Below are 12,976 nucleotides of genomic sequence, written 5' to 3'. Positions count from 1 at the left end.
ATAACAAATACATTATTTCAAGGTGGTTGCTTAACGGTTTCTTCTCTCTACTCAAACTACATCCTCCTTCTAAAATGCCTTATTAAACAACTCGCAATAAACGAAAAGTAACGTACGACCTGCTACATAAATCACGACGTTGCATGGTCGAGACTACCAACTTGGCGAAATCTTCTAAACTTACACGCAAAGTCGGTGGCACCAATTTAATTCATCGTTAATCCTCCATCAACAGTAATATTTTGACCGGTAAGCCCTGTAGCGTGCTCTGATGCGAGATGAACCACCATATTCGCCACATCTTGAGGGGTTGTCACTTTCTTCAATGACGTAGTATTGGCGATTAAATCAAACACTTCAGGTGCCGTCGCAGAACTAGCATCCGTCGTCTTAAGCAATCCGCCTGAGACTACGTTTGCGGTAATTCCATATTGACCAAGTTCCGACGCTATATTGCGTGTGAAGCCGATCAAACCAGCTTTAGCAGTAGTGTATTCGTGATATGGGACTACTGGATTTTGGTAGAGGTTAGTACCGATACTAATGATGTTCCCCGCCTGACGCTCAATAAATTGTGGTATGATGCTTTGAGTAACGTTAAAGGCCGCTTTAAGCGTACCATCAATTTGCTGTTGGTAGTCTTCCCAAGTGAGGTTCTTGAATGACTGCTGATTGTTAGGGTCAAATTTAAAGTCTACTAACGCGTTATTGATAAGGACATCAATATGCCCAAAGTGATCAGTGGCGTGTTGAACCATTCGTTCTACTTGATCTCTTTGTGTGACATCTGCTTGCACGGCGATAGCACGTGACCTATCTACGTTAGCGATTAACCGCTCAGCAGCAGATCGACTCTTATTGTAATTGACTATGACGTTGAATTCTCTATCTAATAATGTTTGTACGATTGTCGAACCTAAACCTCTACTTCCTCCTGTAACTAGTACTGTTCTTGTCATTCGTAACCTCCTCTAGTACGGCTCTTTTATATATAAAACGAGGTCGAGACAAAAGCGATTAGGATTTGAGCCGGGGCCCCAACAGAGAGAAACTGGTAAACCAGTTTCAACAAGCACAGCGAGTTGGGGTGGGGCCCCAACACAAAGAAACTGGTTCATCAGTTTCCGCCAGCAATGCGAGTTGGGGTGGGCCCCAACAGAGAGAAACTGGTAAACCAGTTTCAACAAGCACAGCGAGTGGGGGCGGCCCTATAAAAGCGAAGTCGGAGGCTGAGACATAAAGGTCTTTGACTAGAGAGAAAGAGGCTGGGACATAATGTAATGTCTTAGCCTCTTTCAGCATCTTGGCAGTAGATGACTGATTTGAAAACGCGCTTGTATCAAGCTTTTTTCAATTCTAGTCATCCTTGCCGGGGCGGGACTACGAAATCTTTTTTATTCAAATTAGATTTCTGTCCCACTCCCTCTTTCAGCATATTGGCAGTAGATGACTGATTTGAAAATGCGCTTGCATCAAGCTTTTTTCAATTCTAGTCATCCTTGCCGGGGCGGGACTACGAAATCTTTTTTATTCAAATTAGATTTCTGTCCCGCTCCCTCTTTCAACATCTTGGCAGTAGATGACTGATTTGAAAATGCGCTTGTATCAAGCTTTTTTCAATTCTAGTCATCCTTGCCGGGGCGGGACTACGAAATCTTTTATTGAAATTAGATTTCTGTCCCGCTCCCATCTCAGTTCGTAAACACCCCTAGTGTCTGTATGTAGTTCTACTCTAAATGTAAAAGTTTTGAATGTGAGAGTCAAGAATGCTTCGTTTTGCCGAGGAAATAAGGTGAGACACTAAGTGGGAAGGGGGGCTTAAATGTTCTGAAATGACGCAATCTTAATAGCGTAAAGACGTAATAGAATATAACCTTTAAGGGTATAAGGTGATTAAAGCCACTCCTAAATTTATTTATAAGATGTATTAAAGACAAGAGAAATATTGTGTGAGCACTTAGAAGGAATTGTAACTCGAAGTGGTTCATGTGGTTATCATTATTTCTTCTCTATCTCATTTAGAAAGAGCTGAATTGAAACTTAAGTTTAAAGAACAACGCTGTGATTGAATGGCTCACCTCTTATTACGTACTCCTTATATTAAATATCAACCGGCTTATGTTGTAAAAGTGAAGAATATCTATTAAGATTGATAATTGCCTGTGACAATTATGATTTTAATAAAAGTATAAGAACTTTTTAAAATGATTAAAGAGTTCTTTTTGTTTTGAATAGTTTATAGATAAATTGTCATGTAAAAATTCTACTAAAGGAGCTTGGTTTTATAGCAGGAAGGGAGGACAATTCAATATGAGTAAAAAAGCGATTCAAATTCACTCAAAAAATATTATTTTCTGCCTATTAGGTACATTTCTCATTGCTATCGGGGTTAATACTTTTATTATCGCCTCTAATCTAGGTGAAGGTGGCACAGTGGGTATTTCCCTAAACTTGAAGTATACGCTCGGCTTGTCTCCAGCACTGACTTCATTCATCATCAATATCATTTTAATTATAGTAGGATGGAAATTCTTAAGTAAGACGACCGCCATTTATACGCTCGTTACCGTGATTGCGAGTTCTGTGTGGCTGGCTTTAACAGAGTCATTTAATTTACATCTACAATCTGATTTCATCAACACGATCTTCGGCGGTGTGTTTATTGGTATCGGTACAGGATTCGTAATTTCAGCGCGCAGTACCTTAGGTGGAACGTCAGTCATTGCGAAGATCATTGACAAATATACGGAAGTGAAGACGGCGCAAGCGTTGTTTGTGTTAGATACGCTGATTGTCCTCTCTTTCTTAATAACCATTAATATTCAAGATGTGCTCTTCACTATTGTGATGTTATTTATAGTGGAGAAATGTATGGCGTTTGTCATTGAAGGGTTCAATCCTAAAAAAGCAATCACTATTATTTCTGAACGAAATGAAGAAATTAGTGATCGTATTCATGACCAAACAGGTCGTGGGTCCACTCTATTAAATGGCGTGGGAGGTTATGAACGCCGACAAACGAATGTGCTTTATGTTGTAGTACCTCAAAATCAGCTTGCTCGTATTAAGAAGATTGTTAATGCACATGATGAGAAGGCATTTCTTGTCATCCACGATGTGCGAGATGTCTTAGGTAATGGCTTTATGAAATTATCATAAGCGTAGTAGCTTAGAAATAAAATACTATTAGCGTTGCACCTTAAAGGTCGGGACAAAAGCGTTTAGGATTTGAGCAGGGGGCCCCAACACAGAGAAACTGGGACATAATGTAATGTCTCAACCTCTTTTAGCATCTTGGCAGTAGATGACTGATTTGAAAATGCGCTTGTATCAAGCTTTTTTCAATTCTAGTCATCCTTGCCGGGGCGGGACTACGAAATCTTTTATTGAAATTAGATTTCTGTCCCGCTCCCGAGAAGAAACACTCAGATGAAATGACTTAAATCATCTGAGTGCTATTTTTTCTGGGATTTATGTCTCAACCTCTAGGGTGCATTTACTTTGTTAATAGGAAGCGCATTTTTTAAGAGATGTTTGTGATTTTTATAAGGAAGAAGTACAGATTGTAGCTAATGATTTTAAAGGTTTTCGTCAAAAGTATATCTCTTGTGCTAGAAGGTGGTATTACCATTGATGGGAGTAGGAAAGGGATGGTTAACTGTTTGTTTGAGAGAAGTTTATAAAGTGACGATAGAGAAATAAACAGAAGCGGTTAGCGCTGTATTTTTTTACTGTATATGTAAACTTAAATAATAAATAGGTTTACATTCAAACATTTATTATTTAAGCTATAAATATAGAATATAATTCGGAATGCAACGGGTGGATAGAATGAAAATTTTTATAACGAGTACAAATACGGATATTGGAAAGACGTACATTACTCAAAATTTATATCACTTTTTTAAAAATCACGGTTATTCAGTTACAATTTTTAAACCGTTACAAACTGAAGAAATGCCAGATGGAACGTATCCCGATTTAGAAACCTATAAAAGGGATTGTGGGCTCAGTTATGAGGAAACCGCTTTATATAAATTTAAAGATCCCGTGTCTCCGCATTTAGCTTTTAAAAGACAACCGGAGCAGATATTCAAAAGAGAATTAATCATAGAAAAATTGAATACGCTAACTAAAAAATATGAGATTGTGCTCATTGAGGGAGCTGGTGGTATAGCTGTTCCCATTTACGAGGGTAGTGATAACTTCTATATGACTACGGACTTAATAAGCGATCTCAATCCCGAACATATCATCAGTGTAGTGCCTTCGAAATTAGGAGCGATTGGAGACACCGTTGTGCATCAGCAATATTTGAACTTCAATGAGTTAACACACAATATCTTAATAATGAATGACTATACAGGTACGGATGTAGAAGAAGATAATAAACAGACTATTGAAAAGCTATTACATAAGCAGGTACTAACCTTTCCTCATAATGGACAATACACAGACTTTGACGTGCAGTTACTAAAGTTATTGGAGGAGGACGTCGTTGATGAAGTTGAATAAACACAATGAATTGGTAGATAAAAATTTAGAGTACGTGTGGCATCCCTTTACACAAATGGGTGTGTATGCGCAACATGACCCTATCATTATACAGAAGGGGAGTGGGAGTTACCTGTATGATACGAAAGGTAACAAATATCTAGATGGTTACGCTTCTTTATGGGTTAACGTTCACGGCCATAATAATAAGAAATTAAATAAAGCGATACATAAACAACTGAAAAATATTGCGCATTCCACTTTGCTCGGCTCTTCCAATATTCCGTCGATACAACTCGCTGAGCAGCTTGTGAAGCTCACACCGACTCGATTGCAGAAGGTCTTTTATTCAGATACTGGCAGTGCAGCGGTTGAAATTGCGATCAAAATGGCTTATCAATACTGGAAAAATTTAGATCCAGTGAAGTATAAGAATAAAAATAAATTTATTACCTTACATAATGGTTACCATGGCGATACGATAGGTTCAGTAAGTGTGGGAGGAATCGACGCATTTCATAAAATTTTCAATGACCTCATATTTGAGAATATTCAGGTGGACTGCCCTTCTTTCTATCATAGTGACTATGAAACGGAAGAAGAGATGGTCGAATCGATATTAACACATATTGATACCATTCTTAGGGAGCGCTCTGAAGAGATTGTCGGTGTTGTAATGGAGCCGCTAATCCAAGGGGCAACTGGTCTTTTCGTACATCCACAGGGATTCTTGAAAGGCGTAGAGCAGTTATGTCGAAAGCATAATATCTTACTAATTGTAGATGAAGTTGCAGTTGGATTCGGAAGAACGGGTCAGATGTTTGCTTGTTATCACGAAGATGTTGAGCCTGACATCATGTGTCTTGGAAAGGCTATAACGGGAGGTTACTTACCTTTAGCTGCCACGTTGACTTCTCAGAAGATATATGATGCTTTCTTAAGTGATTCACACGCGAAGAAGACGTTTTTCCATGGCCACACCTATACAGGAAATCAGCTCGTCTGTGCCGTAGCTTTAGAGAATTTGCATTTATTTAACAAACATAAGTTGTTAAAACATATCAACAAAACGTCCAAAACGTTAAAGCGAAGTTTAGAAAGCCTCAATAGCCACCCTAATGTAGGAAATGTTAGAGGCCGAGGTTTAATGTATGCAGTAGAACTCGTAGAAGATAAAGAAACGAAACAACCATTAGATATTCCGACTGTAGAACGACTGATTATGATGTGTAAAGAACGAGGTCTAATGATTAGAAATTTAGAGAATATAATTACTTTCGTTCCAGTGCTGAGTATGAGTAATAAAGAAGTGAAGAAGATGACTAACATATTTACTGAAGTCCTCTTTGAGGTGTTAGGTAAAGCTTAATTTGAGCGCGAAAAAAGGATAGTAATATTTCGTAAATTGGGTGTGACAACATGGACTTTAATAAAAAGCTGGAAAAAATTAGAGAAGCGGGGCACTTACGCACTTTAACTGATATTCATTCAATCGAAGGCAAATTCATTACGAGCACACGTGGCCGCTACATCAACTTCACATCAAATGATTATCTCGGCTTAGCACAAGAACAGGAATATCTACCTGTTCACCCTCAGAATCATATGGATTTAGCGAGTTCTCGTCTCGTTAGTGGAAATTCGATACTTTATACCACAATAGAAAGACGAATGAGTGAAATGTTTGGCTTTGAAGCGGCGCTCGTGACGAATAGTGGTTATGATGCGAATTTAGCGTTATTTAACATATTTAAAGGGGAAAGTGTAGTGGCGTTCTCTGATGAAGATAATCATGCGAGTATCATCGACGGATTACGGTTGAGTGATATTTCCAAGGAAATATATTCGCATTTGGATTACGACATGTTGGAGGCCAAACTACAGCAACACCCCAATTCTACAAAACTAATTTGTACGGATACGGTATTTTCAACTACTGGTGATATGGTGGATGTTGAGCGGTTACGAAAGTTAAAGCAGAAGTATCCTCAGACCCTCATTATGATAGATGACTCGCACGGGCTAGGCCTTGGCTTAATTGAGGATTACCGAGATATTGATATGCTAACTGCGAGTCTATCCAAAGGGATAGGTGCATACGGCGGGGTTATTCTCTGTAATAATACTGTTAAGCAGCTCATACTGAACTTAGGAAGACCAGTGATCTATTCAAGCAGTATGCCTAATAGTCAATTAACGCATATTTTGCTGAATCTTGATTTAGTCCAGAAAGCTGACGATAACCGAGCGCACGTGAAATATTTGAGTCAGTATTTTAATCATTTACTTGAAGCGCATACGGGTAGAAAGAATGACGCTCTTAGTCCTATTAAATTCATTGAATATGAAAGTCAAATTAAGGCCGAAAGTACTTATGAAAAGTTATTAGAAGCGGGTATTTGGGTGAGTTATTTCAGATACCCGACAGTGCAGAAACCAACTTTACGGCTGTCGCTCAATTATTATCATAGCGCTGAAGATTTAGAAGTAATTTTTAAATATTTAAATTTGATAAGTGAAGGTGGGACCGAGCGTGTATAGTGTGAAAATGAGATCGAGTCAACAAGGCGAACATCTGAGTGGCGCCGAAACGATTTGTGAAGCACATCAAATTGACCAGACAATAAGTAAGTTTTTTCATAAAGGGTTCACCCATCAAAATGGAGATAGTGATGCGCTTAATATAAAAGTACAAAAAATCACTCAACCTCTACGACACCTCAACGCACTCTCAATACTAGAGGAGGAGTCTGCTGATTTAAGCGCTCTCAGCCAGTCTCATGGGATTACAGATCAAGCGCTCCAACGTGGACTTGAATATATCCATGATAAGACGCGTTATACAGGCGCTTTGATTCTTTCTAAGGAGACAGGTGAACGCTTAGATCGAACAGGAGTGCGAGGTATTAGAGCTACTCATTTTTGCTTTAAATCTTTACAAGAACGTAGATTATTAAATGATCGTGTTCAAGATGCTTTAGCGATAGCGACGATAATAACGAGTTACCCTGGTGTTATAGGGGAGTTATGTGTTTCTGATGATCTTCATTATACGACGGGGTATTTTGCTTCTAAGGATACAGGTTATCATCGTCTCTATCATGTTAAAGAAGATCATTCTAGAGCGGGCGGCCGAATTATTTTCGTTAACGATGATATAGCTATCAATGACTTCATAGAATTCCTAGAAATTATACCGAAACAAGTGAATTACTAGTGAGGATTAAGATGTAAGTAATTGATTCATTTTTGAAAACGCTTGTTTGATGATAGCAGTACTTGTATGTGTAGGGAGGGGATTGAGAGTCATTTGGAGAACTCTATTCCCTATCGCAAGGCTAGCTGTAACGCCCCTTAGCGACTACGAGCATACCTATTTTTATAAAGGAGGCTGGGACATAATGTAATGCCTCAACCTTTTTCAGCATTTTGGCAGTAGATGACTGATTTGAAAATGCGCTTGTATCAAGCTTTTTTCAATTCTAGTCATCCTTGCCGGGGCGTGACTACGAAATCTTTTTGTTCAAATTAGATTTCTGTCCCGCTCCCATTTTTATAAACACTCACTTGTTGATGATATTCTCTCTTTGAACATGACGAGTTGGTTATTAATATACTTTAGACAAACTTCAGGCTTCCTTCTTAAGTGGGTAGTCATACATTAATGATATTTTCGAAAATGAGTAATTGGTATTGACGGCGTGCGCTATTTTGAATAGAATAAATATATTCTTATCGAATTACTAAGGATTTACATTTAAGGAGGACGCCGGTTTGATTGAGTTCAAAGAGGTAAATAAGGTTTTTCATAAGAAGAATGAGTCTACCCACGCTTTAAAGGATGTATCTTTCACTATTGAAGAGCGCGATATCTTTGGCGTAATAGGCTATAGTGGCGCAGGGAAAAGCACGCTGCTTCGACTAGTAAACCAATTAGAACGTGCCACCTCAGGACAAGTCATTGTTAATACGCATGATCTAGATACATATAATAAAAAAGAGTTACGTAAAGTTAAAAAAGATATCGGAATGATCTTTCAACATTTTAATTTACTGAATTCTGCTAATGTTTTTAAAAATGTGGCTATGCCTCTCATTTTAAGTAAGAAACCAAAAAAAGAAATAGAAGAAAAAGTAAGCGAAATGTTGAAATTCGTCGGGTTAGAGGATAAGAGAAACCAATATCCTGACGAGTTGTCAGGCGGCCAAAAGCAACGTGTGGCTATCGCACGAGCATTAGTTACGAATCCTAAGATTCTATTATGTGATGAGGCAACGAGCGCTTTAGACCCTGCTACGACTGATTCTATATTGAAATTATTGAAGAATGTAAATCAAACATTTGGGGTTACAATATTACTTATTACGCATGAAATGAGTGTGATTCAACAAATATGTAACCGCGTTGCTGTCATGGAAGATGGGGCAGTTGTAGAACTCGGTACAGTTAAAGACGTCTTTAGTCAACCTCAAACAGAGACGGCGAAAGACTTTGTTTCAACTGTGATTAATACAGAGCCTTCGAAAGCATTAAGAGAAGCTTTTAACTCGAGAGAAACGCAGAACTACACAGATTACAAGCTATTTCTTGAAGCGCATCAAATTACACAACCATTCATTACACAACTAGCTGAGGCGTACGACTTAGACGTTAATATTCTATTTTCTTCAATGTCGACCATACAAGAAGAGACAGTATGTTACCTCTGGTTAAGATTTGAGCACGATGCTAAGTTTCGTCCTTCAGATGTGGAAAGTTATTTTGCGGAAAAAGGTATTCAATATGAGGAGGTGCATGACTAATGTTCGGTTCAAGTATTGATGCCTCTCAACTGACGCAAGCACTTTACGAAACACTGTATATGGTGACGGTGTCGTTAATTATAGGTGCTATTATTGGTATACCCTTAGGCGTATTATTAGTAATTACTCGTAAAAATGGTATTTGGTCAAATCCTATCTTGCATCATCTACTTAATCCAATCATTAACATTCTAAGGTCGATACCGTTTATCATCTTACTTATTGCTATCGTACCGTTTACGAAGCTGTTAGTAGGGACTTCTATCGGAACGACAGCCGCGATAGTTCCGCTGACGGTCTACGTAGCGCCATACATTGCCCGCTTAATAGAGAATTCATTGCTCGAAGTGGATGATGGCATCATTGAAGCAGCTAAAGCGATGGGAGCGTCGCCGATACAAATCATTCGTTATTTCTTACTTCCTGAGGCTCTAGGATCGATAATTTTAGCGATTACTACAGCTATTGTAGGATTAATCGGCGGTACAGCAATGGCCGGAGCTGTAGGTGGTGGAGGTGTCGGTGATCTTGCGCTGGCTTATGGTTATCAGCGATTTGACACTGTAGTTATTATTATCACCGTAATTGTTCTCGTCATATTAGTACAAATCATTCAATCATTGGGTAACTTAATTTCTAAAAAGGTACGTCGCAATTAAGCGTACATTTCAAAAACGTATTGTAGTAAAAACTAAAAGGGGGATTACATATTATGAAAAGAATTATTACATTAGTTATTGCAGCGCTACTCATTCTAACTGCATGTGGAGGAAATGATAAGAAAGTGACTGTTGGAGTCGCTTCTAACGATACGAAAGCTTGGGAAAAGGTTAAAGAATTAGCAAAAAAAGATGGTATTGATGTAGAAATTAAACAATTTTCTGATTACAACGTTCCTAACAAAGCTTTGAGTGATGGCGATATTGACATGAACGCTTTTCAACATTTTGCATTTTTAAATGAATACAAAAAAGCCCACAAAGATGCCAAAATTTCAGCAGCAAGTACAACGGTTTTAGCTCCATTAGGCATTTATTCTAAGAAGGTAAAAGACGTTAAAGATATCAAGGAAGGAAGCAAGGTTGTTATACCTAATGATGTATCTAACCAAGCACGAGCGTTAAAGCTTCTTGATAAAGCGGGTTTAATTAAATTAAAAGATAATGCAGGTCTCAATGCCTCTACTAAAGACATAGCAGATAATACAAAAGATCTTAAAATTAAAGCAGTTGATGCCCAACAAACGGCGCGTTCATTAGATGACGTAGACTTCGCAGTAGTTAACAATGGCGTTGCATCAAAAGCAGGCTTGAATCCTAAAAAAGACCCTATTTTCCTAGAAAAAGTAAGTTCTGACGAAGTAAAACCTTATATTAATCTCATCGCAATTAATGACAAAGATAAAGATAATAAAACGTACAAGAAAATTATCAAACTTTATCATTCTAAAGAAGCTCAAGAAGCATTAAAAGAAGATACGAAAGATGGAGAAAAAGCAGTTAATCTTTCTCAAAAGGAAATTAAAGAAATTGAGAAAAGCTTAGAGAAATAATAGAAATTGGAAGAGGTAGGGAATGAACCGTAAAGCTCCTAATACGGTTCTCTCCTTACCTCTTCTTTATGTCATTGTTGAGCTAATAAGTGAACGATCTTAATTGTTTTTGTGTCTTTAACCATTGAATGGGAGCGGGGCAGAAATCTTTTTGTTCAAATTAGATTTCTGTCCCGCTCCCTTGAAGTATTAAAGCTTTAAGTAATATTAATTTCGCCAGAATCATTATTAATACTAATAATATTGTCTCCACTACCAATCTGATGATGTTTCAATTCAGATTTAGAAATGTTAATCTCTCCAGAATCATCAGTAGAGTTGTTTTTTATTTGAGTATTCCTTAGCTTCTCATCGTACGAGAGGTTAATTTCCCCAGAATCGTTATTTAAATTCATCGGAATATCTGTTGGCGTGTTAGAGACGTTGATTTCGCCAGAATCATTACTTAAGTTAGTACGTGTAAATTTAGAGTTTCGGAAGTTAATTTCGCCAGAATCGCATTTACCTGTAAGTTCACCTAAATCACTCCCATCTACGTCGAGATCTTCAGAATTGACGTTTAGGATAGACCGTTCAGCTTTCACACCACTAATATCTATTGAACCATTTTGAATTTCTAATTTTTTTAGTTTTTTAGGAAGTGTGATGATAATTTTATTTTTATCATTACTAAAAACATTGAATGAAATAATTTTCTTTTTTAGTTTGCTTGTGATATTTAACGTATCCCCTGTGGTCTCAGCTTTATTTGTAACTTTGTCTTTCGGACCACGCATCTTCACGTGAAGTTTATCGCCCCTTTTAACTTTAACCTCTGCTGAATGCGCATCAATTTTTAAGTTATGAATGTTGTCTTTGATGTCTTTATTGACCATTGTCGTGATGGTGTTCTTTTTAGCTTCTGTGCGCATTTCTTTAAAGGTTAAAAATCCGAATACGACTGCGAGGATAAATCCGATTATAAATATGATACTCAACGTTTTCTTCATGCTTTTACACTTCCTTTCACAATGTCTATATTCCATTTAAGATATTTAATGAATAGTATAGTTGACCACTTAATTAATATGATTGTGATGACTAGTAATACAAGTCCCACGCCGAATGAAGCAAGCGTCACATAGATATCTAGAGGGATGACTTCGCCTAAATCAGGTATGATCGCCTTGATTGCTAAGAAGACGGGTAAAGAAAGTAGTGAAATGTCTGTCATTATTAATGAAAATAAGATTCCTAATATGATGACGACAGGCACCATGACTACAAAGAAGTTCAATAATCCTAACCCCATAACTGCTACGATAGCTTTACCTATATTCGCAGTATCATGAGAGGCTTCAGCATGTCCGATGGCTAAGGTAGCATTAAGTTCACGAGCGACTTGTCTGGGGCTACCCAATTCTTTTGAAATATCTTCTTCAGTCTTACCGTCTTTTTGGCCGCTAATAAAATGTGTTTCGTACTCTGAAATAACATCTTCTTTATCTTCAGTAGACACGTGTTTTAAATATTTGCGGAGTTGAGCTAAATATTCATTTTTACTCACCTAAATCACTCTCCTCTAAGAATAAGTTGATAGCATCTGTAAAGTTCTGCCATTCTTCTAACAAGTGCTTTAATCTTTCGCGACCACTGTCAGTAATACTATAGTATTTACGTGCAGGACCTTCAGTAGAAGCCTGATAGTAAGTCGTGAGATATTCATCTTTAACGAGACGGCGCAATATAGGATAGACCGTGCCTTCTGAAATACTAATTCGCGGCGTGATTCTTTGAACCAGAGAATAACCGTATTGATCCTCAGCTTGAATGATGAGTAGCACAATAAACTCCAACGCGCCTTTTTTAAATTGTATATTCAATATTTCAACCTCCACATCGTTCAGTACTAAACAATGTATATTAGTTCTATAAGTAATATAGCACCGTCTATTATACATTGCAAGGTACTGGATATAATTTAATTATAAATATATATAATAGTGGGAGGACTGAGGTGATAGTGAAGAAATCGTTATTTAAGATTTAGTAAGAATAATAGCTCAATACTTAAGGAGATTTCTAATCATTATGAGTGAAGTAGAAGTGAAATCACTAAGTGATAAAGAGACAAAAATACAAACGACA

At 37.6% G+C, this 12,976-nt stretch carries 13 protein-coding genes; 9 read left to right on the top strand and 4 right to left on the bottom strand.

Features of this window, described 5'->3' with window-relative positions; all coding sequences use genetic code 11:
- Positions 1-206 precede the first annotated feature (206 nt).
- Positions 207-959: a 3-oxoacyl-ACP reductase gene (locus N9R04_RS06510; RefSeq protein WP_262855859.1), complete on the bottom strand. Its 753-nt coding sequence runs from the start codon at positions 957-959 to the stop codon at positions 207-209.
- 65 nt (positions 960-1,024) lie between these two features.
- Between N9R04_RS06510 and N9R04_RS06505 the strand changes: the two genes are divergently transcribed.
- The 9 genes from N9R04_RS06505 (at position 1,025) to gmpC (ending at position 10,849) form a co-directional block, all read left to right on the top strand.
- A complete protein-coding gene (locus N9R04_RS06505; protein WP_262855858.1) occupies positions 1,025-1,240 on the top strand; it encodes a hypothetical protein in 216 nt (71 codons plus the stop codon).
- 1,070 nt (positions 1,241-2,310) lie between these two features.
- Complete coding sequence (locus N9R04_RS06500) at positions 2,311-3,159, top strand: YitT family protein (RefSeq protein ID WP_262855857.1); 849 nt, start codon at positions 2,311-2,313, stop codon at positions 3,157-3,159.
- 672 nt (positions 3,160-3,831) lie between these two features.
- Positions 3,832-4,515, top strand: a complete 684-nt coding sequence (gene bioD, locus N9R04_RS06495; protein WP_262855856.1) for a dethiobiotin synthase — start codon at positions 3,832-3,834, stop codon at positions 4,513-4,515.
- Entirely contained in the window at positions 4,502-5,863 is a 1,362-nt protein-coding gene (gene bioA, locus N9R04_RS06490) for an adenosylmethionine--8-amino-7-oxononanoate transaminase (protein WP_262855855.1), read from the top strand. The genes bioD and bioA overlap by 14 nt, the downstream gene beginning before the upstream one ends.
- Positions 5,864-5,913: 50 nt before the next feature.
- A complete protein-coding gene (locus N9R04_RS06485; protein WP_262855853.1) occupies positions 5,914-7,035 on the top strand; it encodes an aminotransferase class I/II-fold pyridoxal phosphate-dependent enzyme in 1,122 nt (373 codons plus the stop codon).
- Positions 7,028-7,711 carry a 6-carboxyhexanoate--CoA ligase gene (locus N9R04_RS06480; RefSeq protein WP_262855852.1) on the top strand — a complete coding sequence of 228 codons (684 nt, stop codon included), beginning with the start codon at positions 7,028-7,030 and terminating at the stop codon, positions 7,709-7,711. Before N9R04_RS06485 ends, N9R04_RS06480 begins: the two co-directional genes overlap by 8 nt.
- 557 nt (positions 7,712-8,268) lie before the next feature.
- On the top strand, positions 8,269-9,297 hold the full coding sequence (locus N9R04_RS06475; protein WP_262855851.1) for a methionine ABC transporter ATP-binding protein: 1,029 nt from the start codon (positions 8,269-8,271) through the stop codon (positions 9,295-9,297).
- The gene (locus N9R04_RS06470) at positions 9,297-9,956 is read left to right on the top strand and encodes a methionine ABC transporter permease (RefSeq protein ID WP_262855850.1); all 660 of its coding nucleotides are present in this window, start codon (positions 9,297-9,299) and stop codon (positions 9,954-9,956) included. The genes N9R04_RS06475 and N9R04_RS06470 overlap by 1 nt, the downstream gene beginning before the upstream one ends.
- Positions 9,957-10,009: 53 nt before the next feature.
- A complete protein-coding gene (gene gmpC, locus N9R04_RS06465; protein ID WP_262855849.1) occupies positions 10,010-10,849 on the top strand; it encodes a dipeptide ABC transporter glycylmethionine-binding lipoprotein in 840 nt (279 codons plus the stop codon).
- Positions 10,850-11,046: 197 nt separating this feature from the next.
- On the opposite strand, the gene N9R04_RS06460 is transcribed toward gmpC, so the two are convergent.
- The 3 genes from N9R04_RS06460 to N9R04_RS06450 are packed head-to-tail and all read right to left on the bottom strand — an operon-like array spanning position 11,047 to position 12,711.
- Complete coding sequence (locus tag N9R04_RS06460; protein WP_262855848.1) at positions 11,047-11,838, bottom strand: DUF4097 family beta strand repeat-containing protein; 792 nt, start codon at positions 11,836-11,838, stop codon at positions 11,047-11,049.
- Positions 11,835-12,395, bottom strand: a complete 561-nt coding sequence (locus tag N9R04_RS06455) for an HAAS signaling domain-containing protein (RefSeq protein WP_262855847.1) — start codon at positions 12,393-12,395, stop codon at positions 11,835-11,837. The genes N9R04_RS06460 and N9R04_RS06455 overlap by 4 nt, the downstream gene beginning before the upstream one ends.
- Positions 12,388-12,711, bottom strand: a complete 324-nt coding sequence (locus N9R04_RS06450; RefSeq protein WP_262855846.1) for a PadR family transcriptional regulator — start codon at positions 12,709-12,711, stop codon at positions 12,388-12,390. Before N9R04_RS06450 ends, N9R04_RS06455 begins: the two co-directional genes overlap by 8 nt.
- Positions 12,712-12,976: the final 265 nt, after the last annotated feature.

Origin of the sequence: Staphylococcus marylandisciuri, assembly GCF_025519785.1 — a bacterium.
In the GTDB taxonomy this organism is placed as follows: Bacteria; Bacillota; Bacilli; order Staphylococcales; family Staphylococcaceae; genus Staphylococcus; species Staphylococcus marylandisciuri.
Note: the sequence above shows the minus strand (reverse complement) of the source record. Positions and strands in the feature narration are given on the sequence as shown.

What these genes read in the sequence shown, in the direction of transcription:
- N9R04_RS06510 (WP_262855859.1), bottom strand. Translation starts at nt 959, where the DNA reads ATGACAAGAACAGTACTAGTTACAGGAGGAAGTAGAGGTTTAGGTTCG.
- N9R04_RS06485 (WP_262855853.1), top strand. Translation starts at nt 5,914, where the DNA reads ATGGACTTTAATAAAAAGCTGGAAAAAATTAGAGAAGCGGGGCACTTA.
- N9R04_RS06470 (WP_262855850.1), top strand. Translation starts at nt 9,297, where the DNA reads ATGTTCGGTTCAAGTATTGATGCCTCTCAACTGACGCAAGCACTTTAC.
- N9R04_RS06460 (WP_262855848.1), bottom strand. Translation starts at nt 11,838, where the DNA reads ATGAAGAAAACGTTGAGTATCATATTTATAATCGGATTTATCCTCGCA.
- gmpC (WP_262855849.1), top strand. Translation starts at nt 10,010, where the DNA reads ATGAAAAGAATTATTACATTAGTTATTGCAGCGCTACTCATTCTAACT.
- N9R04_RS06500 (WP_262855857.1), top strand. Translation starts at nt 2,311, where the DNA reads ATGAGTAAAAAAGCGATTCAAATTCACTCAAAAAATATTATTTTCTGC.
- bioD (WP_262855856.1), top strand. Translation starts at nt 3,832, where the DNA reads ATGAAAATTTTTATAACGAGTACAAATACGGATATTGGAAAGACGTAC.
- bioA (WP_262855855.1), top strand. Translation starts at nt 4,502, where the DNA reads ATGAAGTTGAATAAACACAATGAATTGGTAGATAAAAATTTAGAGTAC.